21 protein-coding genes and 3 pseudogenes are annotated in these 17,107 nt (G+C 46.9%); 14 read left to right on the top strand and 10 right to left on the bottom strand.

Features of this window, described 5'->3' with window-relative positions; translation table 11 throughout:
• The 3 genes from RT018_RS11125 to RT018_RS11135 all read left to right on the top strand — a co-directional run.
• The coding region (locus tag RT018_RS11125) for an ATP-binding cassette domain-containing protein (RefSeq protein ID WP_312941930.1) at window positions 1-733 on the top strand (733 nt) is incomplete at its 5' end.
• Window positions 717-1,511 carry an ABC transporter permease gene (locus RT018_RS11130; protein WP_312941932.1) on the top strand — a complete coding sequence of 265 codons (795 nt, stop codon included), beginning with the start codon at window positions 717-719 and terminating at the stop codon, window positions 1,509-1,511. The genes RT018_RS11125 and RT018_RS11130, both read left to right, overlap by 17 nt.
• A 16-nt stretch (window positions 1,512-1,527) precedes the next feature.
• Window positions 1,528-2,352 (top strand): ABC transporter permease, encoded by an 825-nt coding sequence (locus RT018_RS11135; RefSeq protein WP_312941935.1) that lies wholly within the window; start codon window positions 1,528-1,530, stop codon window positions 2,350-2,352.
• A 160-nt stretch (window positions 2,353-2,512) separates the two neighbouring features.
• Here the strand turns inward: RT018_RS11135 and RT018_RS11140 are convergent, their stop codons facing one another.
• The 5 genes from RT018_RS11140 to RT018_RS11160 all read right to left on the bottom strand — a co-directional run bounded on the left by RT018_RS11140 (window position 2,513) and on the right by RT018_RS11160 (window position 6,084).
• On the bottom strand, window positions 2,513-2,974 hold the full coding sequence (locus tag RT018_RS11140) for a methylated-DNA--[protein]-cysteine S-methyltransferase (RefSeq protein WP_312941938.1): 462 nt from the start codon (window positions 2,972-2,974) through the stop codon (window positions 2,513-2,515).
• 91 nt (window positions 2,975-3,065) lie between these two features.
• Complete coding sequence (locus tag RT018_RS11145) at window positions 3,066-4,007, bottom strand: 4Fe-4S dicluster domain-containing protein (RefSeq protein ID WP_312941940.1); 942 nt, start codon at window positions 4,005-4,007, stop codon at window positions 3,066-3,068.
• On the bottom strand, window positions 3,973-4,527 hold the full coding sequence (locus RT018_RS11150; protein ID WP_312941943.1) for an Ada metal-binding domain-containing protein: 555 nt from the start codon (window positions 4,525-4,527) through the stop codon (window positions 3,973-3,975). The genes RT018_RS11145 and RT018_RS11150 overlap by 35 nt, the downstream gene beginning before the upstream one ends.
• Window positions 4,520-5,182, bottom strand: coding sequence for a DNA-3-methyladenine glycosylase 2 family protein (locus RT018_RS11155; RefSeq protein ID WP_312941945.1), 663 nt, complete (start codon window positions 5,180-5,182; stop codon window positions 4,520-4,522). Before RT018_RS11155 ends, RT018_RS11150 begins: the two co-directional genes overlap by 8 nt.
• A gap of 443 nt (window positions 5,183-5,625) precedes the next feature.
• The gene (locus RT018_RS11160) at window positions 5,626-6,084 is read right to left on the bottom strand and encodes a hypothetical protein (protein ID WP_312941948.1); all 459 of its coding nucleotides are present in this window, start codon (window positions 6,082-6,084) and stop codon (window positions 5,626-5,628) included.
• 67 nt (window positions 6,085-6,151) lie between these two features.
• Between RT018_RS11160 and RT018_RS11165 the strand changes: the two are divergent.
• Window positions 6,152-6,400 (top strand): annotated as a pseudogene (locus tag RT018_RS11165) (peptidoglycan endopeptidase); the annotation flags it as partial.
• 222 nt (window positions 6,401-6,622) lie between these two features.
• Here RT018_RS11165 and RT018_RS11170 read toward each other — a convergent pair.
• The 4 genes from RT018_RS11170 to RT018_RS11185 all read right to left on the bottom strand — a co-directional run bounded on the left by RT018_RS11170 (window position 6,623) and on the right by RT018_RS11185 (window position 10,119).
• A complete protein-coding gene (locus tag RT018_RS11170) occupies window positions 6,623-7,846 on the bottom strand; it encodes a hypothetical protein (RefSeq protein ID WP_312941951.1) in 1,224 nt (407 codons plus the stop codon).
• 240 nt (window positions 7,847-8,086) lie between these two features.
• Entirely contained in the window at window positions 8,087-8,716 is a 630-nt protein-coding gene (locus RT018_RS11175) for a hypothetical protein (protein ID WP_312941953.1), read from the bottom strand.
• Window positions 8,717-9,196: 480 nt separating this feature from the next.
• Entirely contained in the window at window positions 9,197-9,745 is a 549-nt protein-coding gene (locus tag RT018_RS11180; RefSeq protein WP_312941956.1) for a sigma-70 family RNA polymerase sigma factor, read from the bottom strand.
• Window positions 9,745-10,119, bottom strand: a complete 375-nt coding sequence (locus RT018_RS11185) for a helix-turn-helix transcriptional regulator (RefSeq protein ID WP_312941959.1) — start codon at window positions 10,117-10,119, stop codon at window positions 9,745-9,747. Before RT018_RS11185 ends, RT018_RS11180 begins: the two co-directional genes overlap by 1 nt.
• Window positions 10,120-10,362: 243 nt before the next feature.
• Between RT018_RS11185 and RT018_RS11190 the strand changes: the two genes are divergently transcribed.
• From RT018_RS11190 to RT018_RS11210, 5 genes and pseudogenes are all read left to right on the top strand, one after another.
• Window positions 10,363-10,917 (top strand): RNA polymerase sigma factor, encoded by a 555-nt coding sequence (locus RT018_RS11190; RefSeq protein WP_312941961.1) that lies wholly within the window; start codon window positions 10,363-10,365, stop codon window positions 10,915-10,917.
• Window positions 10,914-11,639: a DUF4367 domain-containing protein gene (locus RT018_RS11195; RefSeq protein ID WP_312941964.1), complete on the top strand. Its 726-nt coding sequence runs from the start codon at window positions 10,914-10,916 to the stop codon at window positions 11,637-11,639. Before RT018_RS11190 ends, RT018_RS11195 begins: the two co-directional genes overlap by 4 nt.
• A gap of 77 nt (window positions 11,640-11,716) precedes the next feature.
• Window positions 11,717-12,118, top strand: coding sequence for a hypothetical protein (locus tag RT018_RS11200; RefSeq protein ID WP_312941966.1), 402 nt, complete (start codon window positions 11,717-11,719; stop codon window positions 12,116-12,118).
• 308 nt (window positions 12,119-12,426) lie between these two features.
• On the top strand, window positions 12,427-12,690 hold the full coding sequence (locus tag RT018_RS11205; protein ID WP_312941968.1) for a DUF6514 family protein: 264 nt from the start codon (window positions 12,427-12,429) through the stop codon (window positions 12,688-12,690).
• Window positions 12,691-12,757: 67 nt separating this feature from the next.
• A pseudogene (locus RT018_RS11210) lies at window positions 12,758-13,093 on the top strand (D-alanine--(R)-lactate ligase); the annotation flags it as partial.
• A 50-nt stretch (window positions 13,094-13,143) separates the two neighbouring features.
• Here RT018_RS11210 and RT018_RS11215 read toward each other — a convergent pair.
• The gene (locus tag RT018_RS11215) at window positions 13,144-13,560 is read right to left on the bottom strand and encodes a carboxymuconolactone decarboxylase family protein (RefSeq protein ID WP_312941972.1); all 417 of its coding nucleotides are present in this window, start codon (window positions 13,558-13,560) and stop codon (window positions 13,144-13,146) included.
• A 136-nt stretch (window positions 13,561-13,696) separates the two neighbouring features.
• Between RT018_RS11215 and RT018_RS11220 the strand changes: the two genes are divergently transcribed.
• The 5 genes and pseudogenes from RT018_RS11220 (at window position 13,697) to RT018_RS11240 (ending at window position 17,018) form a co-directional block, all read left to right on the top strand.
• A complete protein-coding gene (locus tag RT018_RS11220) occupies window positions 13,697-14,140 on the top strand; it encodes an Lrp/AsnC family transcriptional regulator (RefSeq protein WP_312941974.1) in 444 nt (147 codons plus the stop codon).
• A gap of 113 nt (window positions 14,141-14,253) precedes the next feature.
• A pseudogene (locus RT018_RS11225) lies at window positions 14,254-14,572 on the top strand (relaxase/mobilization nuclease domain-containing protein); the annotation flags it as partial.
• A 263-nt stretch (window positions 14,573-14,835) separates the two neighbouring features.
• Window positions 14,836-15,543: a lantibiotic protection ABC transporter ATP-binding protein gene (locus tag RT018_RS11230; protein ID WP_312941977.1), complete on the top strand. Its 708-nt coding sequence runs from the start codon at window positions 14,836-14,838 to the stop codon at window positions 15,541-15,543.
• 1 nt (window position 15,544) lies between these two features.
• Window positions 15,545-16,276: a lantibiotic immunity ABC transporter MutE/EpiE family permease subunit gene (locus RT018_RS11235; RefSeq protein WP_312941979.1), complete on the top strand. Its 732-nt coding sequence runs from the start codon at window positions 15,545-15,547 to the stop codon at window positions 16,274-16,276.
• 1 nt (window position 16,277) lies between these two features.
• Complete coding sequence (locus tag RT018_RS11240; protein ID WP_312941981.1) at window positions 16,278-17,018, top strand: lantibiotic immunity ABC transporter MutG family permease subunit; 741 nt, start codon at window positions 16,278-16,280, stop codon at window positions 17,016-17,018.
• Window positions 17,019-17,107: the final 89 nt, after the last annotated feature.

Below are 17,107 nucleotides of genomic sequence, written 5' to 3' on the forward strand. Positions count from 1 at the left end.
TTTTGACAAGAACATTCGGGGAAACGAGAAAAGTATCCTTCCCCGGATCGGCAACCTCATCGAATCGCCCGGCTTTTATCCAAATCTGACCGGTACGGAAAACTTGAAACTCTTTGCTAGGCTCCGAGGCGTTTCCAAGCGCAATGCGGTTTCAAGTGCATTGGAAGTTGTGGGGTTGCCAGATGGCGATAAAAAGCTATTTTCGCAATATTCGCTCGGGATGAAGCAACGTCTCGCCATTGCTCTTGCCATTATGCATGATCCGGAGCTTTTGATTCTGGATGAGCCAATCAATGGGCTTGACCCCATTGGTATTGCAGAAGTCCGTTCCTTCATTCGGGAACTGTGTGACACGAGAGGGAAAACCATTCTGATCTCCAGCCACATCCTCTCGGAAATTTCCCTTCTGGCAGACGACATCGGCATCATTGATCACGGAGTCTTGTTGGAAGAAGAAAGCCTTGCCGAACTGGAGAAAAAGAACAGCAAATATATCCACTTTATCGTCTCCGACACGGCGCAGGCGGCTAGGATCATGGAGGAAAGCTTTGGTGCAAAAAACTTTACCATCGAAAACGACCGCAGCCTGCGCTTATACGATACGAACCTGCCGGTGACCGCACTCACCCGCGCTTTCATCGAAAGCGGTCTGGAGATTGCGGAAGCTCACACCTGCGAGGACACGCTGGAGGACTACTTCAAGCGCGTGACCGGAGGTGAGGGCATTGCATAACCTGCTCCTTTGTGAGTTTCAAAAGTTCAAGCGCCGCCCCCTGTTCCTGCTGCCAACGCTGGCAGCGTTCATTTTCCCTGTTCTGACCGCGCTGACGTACTGGAACACCCCCGGAGAACAGGATTACGACAGCCTGTTTTCAGGCGTTGTCGATCCCGGTGATTATCTTCTTTTACTTCCGATTTTGGTCGTTCTTTCAACATCCCTGTTTTTTACGGAACAGGACAGCGACACACTGAAAAATCTGGTGACGATCCCGATTTCAAAAGGAAGGCTTGTGCTCGTGAAAATCAGCGTTATGGCAATCATCTCCGTGATGTATTCCCTTGCCGGATTTCTGGCCAGTGCGGTTTGCGCAAAGCTGCTGGGCATGACACTAATCAACATGGGGCAAAAACTTGTTATCAGCTTTTTGCTGGGCTTTATGATGCTGGCGGCGGCTCTGCCCTGTGTCGTTTTCGTCGTGTGGTTCAATAAAAACAATCTGATCTCCATTGTGATCACATTGTTTTATACCATCATAAACTATGTGTTTCATCTTACCGACATGGGGATGAAAGTGCCCGTGGGGTTCAATATCGGCACGATACTGCCAATCCCTCTGATCCAAAAATGGATGCTTCAGTTTTCAAGTGCGGGAAGCGGCGAGTGGTTGAAATTTTATGATAGTATGCGCCCCTACTTTGTGTCGACCCCGGTCTGCCTTGGAATCCTTGCCGTAATGTCGGTCATTTTTACCGCACTGATGGTCCGTATTTACAGTCGGCGCAAAATTTAGGAAGGAGGCCGTAACTATGAATTTAATTTTAACAGAATTTCAAAAACTGAGACGGTACAGCGTAATTCTTGTCGGTATGATTGGCGCGACTTGCTCCCCGGTTATTTCCATTGTAATGCAAAATGTGATGTCAGATGACGCTAAGACCGTTCTGAACTATACATTCCCCGATTTGCTCAACAGCACAATTTGGAACAATTCCACCATTTTCTTTCCGATGATTCTTGCCCTGATCGGGGGGTATATGATCAGCCGGGAATACACGGACAACACGCTAAAAAGCGTACTGACTGTTCCCGTTCGATTTCCGCGTCTGATGACCGGCAAGCTGACCACGCTGGGAATACTCGCGCTTCTGCTCGGACTATATGCCGCGCTGGTGACGCTGTTGGTTGGACTGATCGGCTGCAGGGAAAATTTGACGCTGCCTGTCGTTTTATCGGGTGGCACACAGATGGCCACTATGGCACTGTTTACCTGTATTGGTGAACTTCCGCTGATTGCGTTATGTGGTCGTAAGCAAGACGCTTTCCGGGGCGGGGCTGTGGTCGCATTTCTGCTCGGATACATGGCAATTTTCCTCAAGAAGCCCTTGCTCCGCGACCTTTATCCACTTTCAGCCGGACTCAGCATCGTGCGGTTTAACGGGGAGGGCTTTGTGTCCGATCCCGCAGGCGGCTATGCGTCCACGCAGAACGCGTTTGTCAGTATTTTAGTGCTCTTAGCCATGATCGTGCTGACAGGACTCATCCTCCATATTCCGCGAAAAGAATCCGTTGTAGCCACCTCCTTAAAAAAAGGCAGGCGTGGCAGACGAACTCAACAGGAGGCTCACAAATAAAAAAGGAAGCGAGTCACTATACCGGCACTTACGATGCCGATTATGCGGATTTTTCAGGAACATCACAAAAAACGTCGCATTTTGAGGGGATTTTCGAAGAACGGCAAGACGATCACTTAAATCCGCGTCCCGGTATCTGAAAGAAAACCGGCGCCCTTGTTTAACTGTTCTGTTGCTCCATCTTTAATATTGATTCTTTCATTGGAAGTCCTCCGGCGTAACCAGTCAGGCTTCCATCCGTGCCGATCACCCTGTGACAGGGGACGGCAATCGTGTTTGGGTTGCGATTGTTCGCCATGCCGATAGCGCGGCTGGCCTTGGGATTTTCAACAGCGGCGGCGATTTGGCCATAGGTGCGGGTTTCACCGTAGGGGATTTTTTCAAGCTCTGCCCAAACTTTTTTCTGAAACTCCGTACCGTGCAAACGATACGAAAAATCGAACGCCTTGCGTTTGCCGTCGAAATACTCGGTAAGCTGATTGGCCGCAGTATCCGTCAATGTGGTGGGCGTTCCCATCTCCGTTGGTTTTTCGAGCAGGCATCTGAGAGAGACGACCGCGCCGTCCTCCTGTTCGATGCGGAAATATCCGTATTTCAATTTATAAATTGCGTAATTGCTCATTAATTTCTCCAATTTGTGATTTGAATTTCAAAAAATTCATCATTTAAAAGCGGACTCTCTTCTCAGCTACTCGAGATTTTGAAGACTTCATTCAACGCGTACGAATATAGTTTTCAATGTTCGAGTGATATTCGTCAAGCGTATCGAGCATTGGTGAAGCAGTCTGACAAAAAAGTAGATCCGGTAAATAAAGCGGCTTTTTGCCACCGGCGGTCATAGCACGTATACATCCGATACAGGTTACCACTACATTCTCGCACGGAAACTGATCCGCTCTTGATTGGATGCGTTGTTCTACACATTCGTTGGAAACGACCCCATATAGATTGTCACCGCAACAAATGGATGCTGTTCCGCTGAATTTTGTTTCTTTGATCCGAATATTCATCTTATGAAGAAGACTTCGCATTGCTTGATGTACTTGTGGTTTATGCCGGTATCCACAGGAATCATGGACTGACACAGTCATTTCGTTGTAATCGGGAAGTTTTAAATTGTCAAGGTTGTCCAAGATCTCCCAAACAGAAATCGTGTTGACACCTTTGTAAAGGGAACGGAAACGACGATCACAGCCAGCACAGTTGTTGATAATCGTCGCTCCTTCTTCTAAGCATGGATCGTGTCTACAACAAATATTGTGAGATTTCAAATTTCCGAAGTGCTCTTGCAAACAACGCAACATAAGCTGTGGAAGTTCCGGTTTATAGAGACTCACGGCGCATCCGGGATTAAAATAGCATTTGCTCAAGTCAATGTCTCGAATTGAGATACTTTTCCTAAAAGCGGAGTATCGCTGTGCTGCTCCTGTGGGACATACAGCCGAGCAGGTTCCACAGTCGATACAACGCTGTGGGTTTATGCGATAGCCGCCATCTTTCTTAGAAATTGCAGCTGATGGACAAGCATTGACGCATGCTCCGCACGAAATGCAGGCATCGGTTATCTCATAACAAAACTTGTCTTCGATACCGGTTTGAATAGGCTTCGCCAGTTTCATATTATTTGTTTGTTCTGGTTTGTTTTCGGTACACACGTGGTGACACTCCTTTCTGTCCTTTGAAAAAGCGATAAAACGCAGACAGGCTTCCAAATCCCACGGAAAGGGCAATGTTTATAACCTCATCGTCTGTTTCCCTCAGGAGTTTTTCCGCTTCCTGCAAACGCAAACGGTCAGCATATCCCTTTGGCGTCACGCCATAGGTTTCTTTAAACACATCCACCATGCGACTTTGAGACAAGCCCACTTTTCGGAGCTTGGTGTTCATTTCCAAGGACTCACGAAACATAGCGTCGATCATGTCCTTCATCTGCGCGGCGATTTCTTTCATCGGCTCGTAAGCCAAAAGGTCGCTTCTGCATCGTTTGCATGGACGGAAATCGGCCGCTATTGCTTTCTCCGCCGTATCGAAGTATACAAGATTCTCCGCATTGGGTATTTTAGATTTGCAGGACAGACGGCAGAAAATGCCGGTAGACTTCACCGCGTAAAAAAACACCCCATCATAGTTAGCGTCATTGTTGATTACCGCCTGATATTTTTCCGGATCAGTCATGGCATTGCCTCCTTTTCTTTGATTCCTTTGGGTCGGTAAGTTCGGGGATTGCGCCCGCCGCCACCGTCCAGAGATATATGCTGGCCACCGTTCCGTAGGGAGAATATCGTTTCCGGTATCGCTCGAACATTTCTCGTGTGATTTCTTTGTGCCGGTACACCATCCGCAGACCGCGATGAATGGCAAGGTCGCCGAAACTGAACACGTCCTTTCGCCCCAGTGCGGAGATGAGCAGCATTTCCGCCGTCCACGCGCCGATCCCTTTCAGTTCTGACAGCCTGTGTATCACTTCCTCGTCCGGCAAATCCCGAAGCGGTTCCAGAGCAAACGCACCAGAGGTAATCAGCGCGGCGAACTCGTAGAGATACTCCGCTTTCTTGAAGGATGTGCCAAAGGCTTGCAGTTCCGAGACAGTGTATTCGGCTATCCGTTGTGGGGTAACCGGATTCATGGCCGTAGCCATCCGCTCGTAAACCGTCTCCCCTGCTTGACGTGATACCTGTTGGCCGAGGATAGCCCGCACGACAGCGATGAAAATGTCCCCGTCGATGGGACGTCTGACTATGCCAACTCGTTCGATTACCTCGCAAAGGCGCTTGTCCCTGCTTTTCAGGTAGTCCATCTCGGCCTGACCGTATTCGTAAAACATTTTCATCACCATTCTTTCACTTATAGTATACAAGACACATCTAAAAATTTCTTCTCAAAATTGGCTGTTTAATTTTTTCCTCAGCAATAAGCGGTATCCACTTGTGGTAGAAATCGATTTCGTCATCCCGCATATACGAATCAAATCCAATTTTTGCAACGCCATAAATCCTCCAAACGTTATAGAAAACGGCTAAATCATATAATTTAGCCGTTTTCATAAGGGAGACGAAGAGGGTCGAACTCTCGACCTTACGGATGCGAACCACGCAGCGGAAGGAACGCGCGTAATTCGCAAGTCATACCTACATCTGATATTTTATAAAAGTGTTTATTGCCTTATCAGAAATTTGCTTAAAGTAACCGATTCGTGCACCGCAAGGACCTCGTCAAGAAAACGTGTCCATATTCAATAATACGAAAACTCTGGGGCTGAAGTTTATAGCATCCTTATACCTTTTTGCCAACATAAAACACATACCCATAATATTGTTTATATTTTGAATACAAGTCCGCCTCACGCCTCATAAATGAAATCATATCTTCAGCTGCTTGATTCCCCGCGTGTTCTTTCAAAAATTCCTCCTGCCTTGCTTTTTGTGGATGAAAGTAATTATCTATCCAGCATCTTTCAGGCAAGATAAATGCGGCAACAGGAATATAGCCTGTTTTCTGCATGATGGAAATATTGTGCGCTATAGTGCTGATTTCAGGAACCGCATCCATCCACCACTTCTCAATTTCAGCAGGGCGTTCATCGGTAAACCATGATTCATAAGTTACCGCAACATAGCCATCTTTCTTGAGGAACTTCTTCCAGTGGTTTAAGCCTTTTTCAAACCCGATATTGGCAATCGCTCCTTCAGGCCATATAAGGTCGAATTCATCTTTCTGAAACGGCAGCTCCACCACCGGCACCTACCGGCCCTACGGCCTCGATTGCTCCGGCTTTACCGATTGGGTATTCTACAACGCCACGGGCGGGGACTACATTCTCGGCCACGGCGGCGGCGCCCACGCCCAGCATACCTACTGCACGGAGATCACATGGGCGGAGGCCATCCCCGGTGATCTCGTATTCTACCCTGACGATGAGCACGTCGGCATCGTCTGCGGCTGGGACGAGCGCGGCAATCTGTTGGCAATCCACTGTGCCAGCAGCGCCAATAACGTGGTCATTACCGGCATGTCCGGCTTTACCTCCGTGGCAAGACCGGTTTTTTAAGGCGAATAATTTGTCGAAATGCGACTCGATAGAACAGAATAAGACGTGCAAATTGAAAAGGGTGCAAAAAAGCTTTTCTTATCGCAGTAATGCCCCATCTAAGAGTAGATGGGGCATTACTGTGAGAAATTAAATATTAAATTTGGTTATCATGCAGACCCAGTTTCATGGTGATGGCAAAAGTTTCACAGTAAATTGGAATTTATGTTTAGATTAAGCGATTTATCCAGCAGCAAGCTTTTTCTGTGCTTCTTCAATGCTCAAACCGGCAAATGCGGGATCGTTTGAACTTTGACCCGGTTCAACTTTAAACTCGCCCACGACTTTACCGTTCAAATCGTAAACGGGAATCACCCTGCTGGATGGGTCGGTCTGCGCGTGTTCGCGCGCATAAGAAAACTCGTTTTTCTTGACATAGCCGGAAAGTTCATTCGTGGCTAAGACGGCAATTAGTTCCGGAGAGTAGCCGACAGCCCCGGCCATGGATTCGGAGCCATAGGTTTGCCCCTTGCTGTTCCGGGAATAGGGCGTGATGGTCAGGGCTTTTTCCGCAAGAGCAATCAACTCTGCATCCGTCTTGGGAAGCATTGCCGTCTGTCCCGGCGTGAGGTATGCCCCAGCGGCAACCTTTGCCCCGGCGGCGTCAACGGTAAGCTTTGCAAATTCTCTGCTGTTGGAGCTAACGCCCACATCCTGCACAAAGGTGCCGACAACCTTACTGTTCAGGTCGTAAAGTGGTAGGACACTGTCCTTGGCGGATACCTCCAGGGCCACGGCCTCGGCGGGGGTTGCGGTATAGGGATCCAGCTCATCCGTCCGCACGTAGCCCTTGACATTGCCTGTGCCAATTGCTGCAATTAGATCCGGCTTGTACCCCACGACCGAGGCCAGCAAGCCAGAGCCGTAGGTCTGACCAAGAGCGTTGACAGGATAGCTGCCGTCCTTGCTCAACGTTGCCTTAAGAGTCTTCAATATGGCACTGTCGTCCTTTGACGCCGTTCCGGCGGCAAGCGTTGTATACTGCACAGAGTCGCTGAATGCAGGACCCATGTACTGACTTACTTCGCCCCGGCTGTAATAATCTCCCGTGCCGATCACGCCGGGGGCAACTATACAAAAATAATTTGCCTCTGTGGAATTTGTCTGCATAACCGTACTTTTGCACAGATTCCCCGCCCCGTCATACAGAAAAGCCTTGGCTTTCATATAACCGGCGGGGACGTTCTTTCCATCCGCTGCCTGTATCCAGGTTGCCGCTCTCCACTTGGAACTGCTGCTTGCATATAGGGCGGAGCGATATTGATAAATCGTTTCGCCAACCATGCCATGAGATGCCTCCCCTGAATCATACGTCTCCGCGGCTACCGCGCCAATTGAACTGAGCATAGAGACGGCCAGTGCACAGAACAGAATTTTAGCAAACTTACTGGATTTTTTAATTTTCATAGTAAGTCCCCTTTCTAAAATCAGACGTTTTGTGTGTGTTTGCCTCTAAGAAAAGCTTTTCCTCAAAAAATTATAGCATATGAACTCAAAAAACGCCTGAATCTAGTCGCTTTTTGTTTATTAGAGAAATCCAGGGCAAAAAGCCCGGGCCAAATGATCTGGGCTTTTTACCAAATAGAGGACATTTGTTCTTGCACATAGCTTTTCTAGATGGGATATTCCTCTATCACAGTGATTGCTTTATGCAGTCAAGTTGGCCACTGTTGCCCGAACCTCATCAATGCTCATACCAGCGAACTGGCTATTGTAAGAAGTAATCGTGGCATCCAATTCATAGGTGCCAATCACATTGTCGTTGATATCATAAAGGGGAATAGTACGCACCAGCGTTTCCATAAACGCTGCCGCTTCTGCGGGGGTAGCTGGAGTCAAATCGCTTTCGCGAATATAGCCGCAGACACCATCCGCGTTTTCGGCCGAAATCAGAGCGGGCATGTCGCCAACCACTTCAACCAGTAAGCCGGAGCCGTAGGTTTCGCCATTCGAATTGGTGGGATAATTACCAGCCCTGTCCAGTGTTGCCGTCAGGGAGGAAAGGAGAGCGGCTCTGCTACTATTACTGCTGCTTCTGGTTCCTGTTTGAGGGCAGATAAATTGCGCCAACCCGGAGCCAGTGGCAAGTTTTACGTAGCCTCCAGCGTGGTATCCGGTGCCGCCCATAGTTGACGTGTATGCAAAGATAAAATAGTCAGCGGAAGTGTTACTGACCTCTCCAGAAGTTTTTACCGCATTTCCGGAACTGTTATACAGTGAAGCACAGGCGGCCATAGAATTGGCGGGATAGGGCGTGTAACTACCCGCTCTCTCCACCCAGACACTCGCGTAGGAATCCGACCTATAGTATAAGGTCGACCAGTAATTGAAAGAATACCCACCCTCGCTGTGAGATGCTGTGCTAGAAGAAAGTTCGTTGTAGGATGCGGATGCCGCTACGGCGCAAAGCATAGCCATCGCTAGAACACAGGACAGAATCTTAAACATTCTGGCTTTCATCATGGTTCTCCTCTCTTATGTTTGGTTTGTAGTTCGAGGTTACATAAAACATGACTATGAACGCTGTTTTATAAGTCCAACGGAATCATCGCCCTTCTATTTCATTCAACATATAAAATCCAAATACGCAACATATATTTTGAATACAAAAAGTCACGTATTATACTAACATATACGCATCTTCAAATTTGCTTTCATGTTATAAGACAATTTATTCAACAATTTGTAACAGTAACTGTAAAAAGGCGCAAAAATGAGGAACACACCACAAAAGGATGCTCCTCATTTTTGCGTTTACTAGTCCTTCTCCAGCAAACTATATGCGGCTTTTCTTGCTCTTGTCAGCGCCATGCGAATGCTGCCCGGTTTGATTCCAAGCTCCTGCGCCAACACATCCATGGGCTTATCGAGTATGTAATAACCTTCCAGTATGTATTTGCTTCGCTTGTCCAGCTTGGACCAAACGCGCGACAGCTGCGCCAATTCTTCCTCCTTCACAAGATGGAGTTCTGCCAAATTATCGGCGTTTCTAAAATCCGAAACATCCATATAATCTTCGTAAGATGTCTCTTTTGGGCGTTTGCTGTCACGCAAATAATTCAGCGCGGTGTTATGGGCGGTGGAAATAAGATAGTTGATGCGCTGATCCCGACCTTGGCTTCGTAGCAACGATACCTTATCAATAAGTCTCACCCAGGTAATTTGATAGATTTCATCAACATCCCAGCAGTTTGTTGTAATTTTTCGGACAGTACTGTATATAATCCGCCCGTAAGTCTGAACGAGCTGGGTCATAAATGCCCGGTCGTCATCATCCTCGATGACCAAAATGCAATTCGGTATCATCAATACTCCTTCTTGTTGCAGCGGTTAATCGCTATATGAAACTCCATCTCGTCCATAATGAGAATCAGCGCATCTTTGCGGGCTGCATCTAATTGTTTGAACGCATAAATAAATTCACCAATTGTTTTTCTTTCTGCTATTGGCTCTTTGAAAACATCCGGAGACAAATTGCTTTCGCAGCGCCCAAGTAGATAATCGGTCGTCACATGGAAGTAATCCGCCAGATTTATTAGTTTTTCCAAGTCCGGAGAATGAACCCCTTTTTCATAATTTGAAATGGTGCCGATGGATACGTGCAGCTTATCTGCTAACTCACGCTGCGTCATTTTCTTGTCTTGTCGCAGTTCCGCCAACAATTCACCCAATTTAGCCATATCATTCGCTCCCATCAAATAAGTATCTATATTATATGTTACCTGCGAAAAAATGGAATAGAACATTAAGATAACAATAATGTTTATTTGCAAACACTCCTGCGCTTTAGTTATTCTAAAACGCAGGGGTGTTTGATTATATTAAAGTGCTTCTACGCTCTTTCTTACATGTTACAAAATCATAATTCTAGTGTCTCCTTATTTGTAGAACGGAGAAAAGTTGTATAATGGAGACGACTTATTGTGATAGTATTTAATTTGAAGGATCCTTCTGATCAAGACTTTATTGACAAGTTAAGCCGGGACTATGAACGACTTATGTTTTTTACCGCAAAAAAGTATACATCCAATTTATCAGATCAAGAAGATATCGTCCAGGATGCTTTACTAAAACTAATGAATAAAGTTTCTGTTATTCGTCCGTTGCCCGGTTACATTTTAGCGGGGTATATTGTTTCTACAATTAGAAACACGGCGATCAATTATTTGAAACGGCAAGGACGTGAACAGAGCCGTTGCGGTAGTCTTGAGGATGAGCCTTTTGTGGAAGACACGTCGCCGTCGCTGGACGAACTGTTAATTCTTGCGGAGCAGCGGGAGAGTCTTTGGAAGCGATGGAATGATTTGCCAGAGAAGGATCGTGTTCTCTTGGAAGGAAAGTATATTTTTGACTACACGGATGAAGAATTGGCAGTACAACTAAGCTGCAAGGCAAGCAATATTAGAATGAGATTGAGCAGGGCCCGCCGCAGAGCGATTAAATTATTGATTGAACGGGAAGAAGGCGCAGAATTATGACAAGACAGGAAGAATTGCGGGAGCGGTATGAAAACGCCCTTTTCGCGCTTATGATGAACGAGGTAGCTATCTCTGAGGGAAGAAAGGCGCTGGAGGAAAATGAGCGTTTGAAAAACGACCCCACCGCAGAGGTCCCGGAGGATGTGTCTCGGCGATGCCAGCGCACGATTCGACAGTATTTTGCAAAGCAATCAGCCCGTAAAGCGGGAAAGTTTACTGTAAAAGTTTTTGGCAGGATTGCAATGGCAGCGGGCATTGCAGCGATGCTTTTTACAGGCGCTTTTGCCGCATCAGAGACGGTGCGGATCAATACGCTCAATCTAGTCGTTGAGGTTTTTGAGGAAAGCACGGATTTCTATTTTACAAAGAGTTCAACTTCGGTTAATGATAGCCAAATTACAGCAGAATGGCTACCATCTGGTTATGTACTGAAGGATCAGGGAAAGGACGAATTAGGACGTTGGTGCACTTTTACGAAGTCGGAAAATGAATACATCAGTGTAATGTATACCTCGGGAAATGGCTCTGTACTAAGTGCAGATACAGAAAACGCGGAGACAGAAAGCGTGCAAATTAACGGGATACAAGCGACGCTTATAAAAAAGGACTGTGAATTACAGCTTGCGTGGGGAACAGAAGATCAGGCCGCGTTTATCCAAATTATTAGCACGGGAATAACAAGTGAAGAACTAATCCATATGGCAAACAAATTAAAATATTAAAAACAATGTTGCATATTTTAAAATTTGGTGTCTCCTATTTGAGCAAATCCCCAAATATAAATTAGGAGGGCATTCAAATGAGAAAGAAATCAATTCGCGCAACGGTTTTCATGCTTCTACTCGTCAGCCTATTTTCAGCAAGTTTAGTAAGCGCAGGTGCCACACAGATTAGACCTATGTATACCGGCGTTTCAAGCCTAACCTCCGGCTTAACCATCTCTAGCAGTGGTGCAGCAACCTGCGGTGGTAGAGCGAGTGTGCGAAGCGGGTATACGGTTGATCTGACCGTTGAACTGAAACAGGATGGCTCAACCATTAAGACTTGGACTTCATCGGGAACCAGCATTGTGAGTGCCGGCGGTACATACTACGTCATGTCAGGACACAGCTATGTCGTTACAACGACCGCTTCGGTCTATGACTCAAACAATCATCTAGTTGAGAACCCTGACAAGGACTCTCTGGTCACTTATTACTAAAATTCAAAAAAGAGGCGGGTACTCTTTTTTCATAGAGAGTACCCGCCTCTTTTTTTGCTAATCGAAATGCGTCTCAAATTAAGACGCGTTTCGACAAACCGCAGGAGGTCGTCAGATTGAAATGTTTTATACAGATTCCTGTTTTGTCCATGATATGGAAGAGGGCGGGTTCAGATTACTTTACATGCAATCGCCGGGTTTTTCCTTGAAATTGTCAATTTGCATCGGTGATTGTGGTTGTATTGCCCAACACAAACCGCTTTCCGTTCGTTGTCATGGAACCAGATCGATTTTAGGAGGAAAGCACTATGCGAGAATTACCAATTACAACTCGTACTGCACAAACAGAGGGCAATCGCCGTCTTACGCTCCGATATATTCTGTTGGTGGAGGAAACGGCGAAGGGGCTGAAAAAATTCGGAGTAAAAATTACCGAAGTAGAAAACGGAACCAATGCTGCAGCCCCCAATCTGACTATGAACATTCAAAAAATCTACGGCCTGATCGAGACGTTGGCGCGATGCACTGTCACGCCCATCGGTCTCATGGACGTACTGGAAGACTGGCTATGACAGTCAATGGTTACCGCAATGTCCGTGAAAATATCAGCTGTCAGACGTGAGACACTGCGGGCGATTACCGCTGTTCGTAAAGCCGGTCCGGGCCGCGTCCTCCTATGGCATAACGAAAGTGATTGACCGGCACGATCTCCCGACGGCCATCAAACTGGCTTTTGAATACGATGGTGAACTCATCCTGGAAGAAAGCATCACAGGATTTGAAGTCGGCTGCGCCATCATGGGCAATGAGCATTTGACTGTCGGAGAGGTTGATGAAATCGAACTGTCCGACGGATTCTTCAATTTTACGGAGAAGTATTCGCTAAAAACATCGGCCATACATGTCGCGGCGCGAATTTCCAAAGAAAAGGCGGAGGAAATCAAACAGACCGCAAAGACGATTTATCAGGCTGTGGCATTTCGTTAATCAGATGTGCGGATTTCTGTTATTTTAATGTGGATAAATTAGATTTGGCAGACCGGTCCCAGGTTCAGCAAAGCGCCGAATCTCTGGCAGGCTGTAATAAAGCAAATGAGAGCTAGAAGTTCCGAAATCTCGCTGTCTGTAAACACCTCTTTTAGCGCGCTGAATTCATCATCGCTGATATGTGTGGTTTTGCTGGACAAATCCGCCAGATGGACAGCCGTTTGTGTCCGCGAATCCATGATATCTTTTGATGGAGCACCCTTGGCCTTGCAGTATTCACAGCCGTTATTGAACGCCAGAGTGCGCCGAACCTCTTCTTTTAATTCCGCAGGAAATGTGTTGCTGGAATAAATGTATTCCTCCAGAGAGGCCCATCTCTCCAGGATACCTTTGTTGTGTCCCAATAGCTGCTGAAACGGCGTGGACCCGTTCTGCGAAAAAGAAATTATAGCCATAAATGTTCCTCCTGAATGATACGTTTCGTTGACAGTATTATTATAGCAGGTATATAATAAAAACTGCATCTTATCCGACATTATATTCATGTAAAAGTGTTTCGATTGAACTATTATTTATAAAAGGATGTATCAAATGAAAATAGATGAAATTGACGTGCGGATTTTACGGGAGCTACAAGCGGATAGCCGAATCTCCATCCGGGAGCTATCGAAGCGAGTAAACCTTTCACCCCCATCCGTGACCGAAAGAGTAAAAAGGCTGGAGGAACACCACATTATTGAAGGATACACGATCCGCCTCAATAAAAAAGAGCTTGGCTTTGCCATCGACTGCATCATTGAAGTTACGATGAGAGACGGTCAATACGAAAAGTTCAAGAGCTTTATCAAGGACTATAAGTATAGCGAATGGTGCTATCGGATCGCCGGGGCCGCGTGCTTTATCGTCAAATTGTCGGTTCCCGCTTTGGAGGACATCGAACAATTCATCAATTCCGTTTCCTCCTATGCGCTGACGGAGACTTCCATCGTTTTTTCAGAAGTGGAAGTTAATACGAATATTGATAAATTCCTATAAACGGCTCTGGTCTATCTACACTGCGAACATCAACGGGATATGAAACGAGACACCATCCGTGGTGCCTCGTTTCTTTCTATTATGTCGCAATACTATCGCAAGGAGGAATGCTCATGGCAACCACTCGGCTGATGCCGCTGCATACCGGCAAAGGCCGGGACGTCGGCACGGCAATCAGCGACATTACTGATTACGCGAAAAATCTGGAGAAAGCGGATTACGGCAGGCTCATCACCAGCTATGAATGCGACAGCCGGACAGCTGATGTCGCGTTCCTTTTTTTAACGGCAGTATGCCGCGCTCACCGGCAGGACGCGCGGCGCGGATGATGTGATTGCCTATCATCTTCGGCAGCCTTTTGTCCCCGGTGAGATCACGTCGGAGGAAGCAAACCGAATCGGTCGTGAGCTTGCTAGACGCTTTACGAACGGGAAACTGCGTATGGCGATAGGGTCTAAGATGTAAATGCATGAGGACAGCCTTGCCACCAAGTAAGTTGCGTATTAAACCTGCCCTTTTTGTGGCAGGTTTTTTCATAAACACATTTGATAATCAGCACATTCTGGGTATTTCTAATGGCCGGAATTGTCGTTCTTGCCTTGTTCCTGAACTTCCTGCAATAAGTCGGCAATCTTTATGGAATCTTTAAACTTTCCTTTTATAGTTGATATCAAGCAAGTGAAAGGAAAATGTTTATGGATACATATATCTTACAAACGAATCATCTGTGCAAGAATTTTAAAAGTCAGCACGCGGTCAGCGATATCTCACTTTCCATTATGAGAAATTCTGTCTATGGTTTGCTTGGGCCGAACGGAGCGGGAAAGTCAACGACGCTGAAAATGATCACCGGGATGCTGCGCCCGACTTCCGGCGAAATCATTTTTGAAGATCGTCCATGGAGCAGAAACGATTTATCAGACATCGGCGCGTTAATTGAATCGCCACCGCTGTATGAAAACCTTACCGCCAAAGAGAACCTGAAGGTTCGCACACTCCTGCTTGGACTGCCGGATTCCCGCATTCACGAAGTGCTGGAAACCGTCAGCTTGACCGATACCGGAAACAAGCGTGCGGGGCAGTTTTCTATGGGAATGAAGCAGCGCCTCGGTATCGCGATCGCCTTGCTGAATCATCCGAAGCTGCTGATTCTGGACGAGCCGACCAACGGGCTTGATCCCATCGGCATACAGGATCTGCGCGAGCTGATCCGCTCTTTTCCTGAACAGGGCATCACGGTGATCCTGTCGAGCCATATTCTTTCCGAAGTGGAACAGATCGCGGACCACATCGGTATCATATCGGGCGGCATGCTGGGATACGAAGCTAAAATCACCCCCGGAGAAAACCTGGAATCGCTGTTTATGGAAGTTGTAAAGAACAGCAAAAAGGCGGGTGCCTGAAATGCTGAACTTTATAAAAGCGGAAAATTTGAAATGCAGAAGAACCTTTGCGAAAAAACTTGTTTTTATCGCGCCGCTTCTCACGGTGCTGCTTTCGGGCATATCCGGCATGTACCTTGTCCAGAACGGCTATAACTGGTGGTATACAATTCTCTTCCCTGGGTTTATTACGCTTACAACAGCACTTATAAACCAAATAGAAGAAAAAAAGCTTCGCTATCGTTCTGTGCTTCCGCTTCCGGTTTCCCTGCAAAAAGTCTGGATTTCAAAAATCCTTCTGATTGCCGTTTATACATCTGCCGCATGCATCCTTCACCTCGCCGGGATCAGTTTGGGAAAGTTCCTGATGAACCCAGCAGCCACCATAGCAGTCAGTCAGATGGCGGAAGCAACGCTGATTCTGATTATCGCCTCGCTCTGGCAGATTCCGTTTTGTCTGTTTCTATCTAAAAAACTCGGCCTGATGGCGGCGATGCTGATCAATTTAGGCGCGGGGATCATGCTGGGTATTCTCGCAGCCACAGAATCCTTCTGGTGGGCTTGTCCCTATAGCTGGACAACGCGTTTAATGTGTCCTGTACTCGGTATCCTGCCCAATGGCACGTTAGCTCCCCAGGGGGATGCTTTGTTGAATCCGGGCGTGATTCCGCTCGGTATTGTTCTGTCCATTGCTTTATTCCTTTTGCTGCTTGCCACAACTGCAAAGTGGTTTCAAAGGCAGGAGGTAAAGTAAAATGCCGACTTTAATACGGTGCATTCGCTCCGATTTTCAAAAATTTCGGCATACCTCCATGCTGTGGATACACATACTGATTCCTTTGGCTGTATCTATCCTGTTTGTCAGCTATTATTCCGTCTCACCGTGGAATGCGGAGACAAAAATCAGCGGGTATTTCGAGGTGATTGGCATTGCGTTTCCCTTGATGATTGGTCTTATCAGCGGGAAATGCGTGGAGCAGGAACGACAGTCGGGTAATTTTCAGACAATGCTGTGCGGTGTGAAATCACGTTCGGCGGCATATACCAGTAAATTGATCGTCCTGCTTCTGCCGGGGATGATTGCAATCGCAATTGCGATAGGCGTGTTTGCGTCCGGTTTTCAAACGGCACCCGAGATACTATATTTTAAGGCCGCTGGCTTACTGATAGCCGGGAGTGTTTTCCCCTATATTTTGCATCTGTTTATCAGCTTCCAGTTCGGCAGAGGTGCATCCATAGGACTCGGAATCGTGGAAAGCCTGATTTCCGCTTTAGCCCTGACGGGACTTGGAGACGGAAGGTGGTATTACATTCCCTGCACATGGAGCGCGCGTCTTTGTGATTGTCTCGTATCCATCTGGATCAATCCTTCACTAGCAATCGGATATGCGGAAATTGGAAAAGGCATGATGGTCGCAATACCTGCGACAATTGCCGCTTTTCTCATAAGCCTTTTCTGGTTTCAGCGCTGGGAAGGTTCCCGGTCAAATGAATAGGGTCATCGTTTATTAAGTTATACTAAGAAAGGGAAACCAATGAAAAACAAAACTCTTGCTTTCATCTTATCCGCCGTGCTGTTGACCGG

Origin of the sequence: Oscillibacter sp. (genome assembly GCF_032060045.1) — a bacterium.
Lineage (GTDB): Bacteria > Bacillota > Clostridia > Oscillospirales > Oscillospiraceae > Oscillibacter.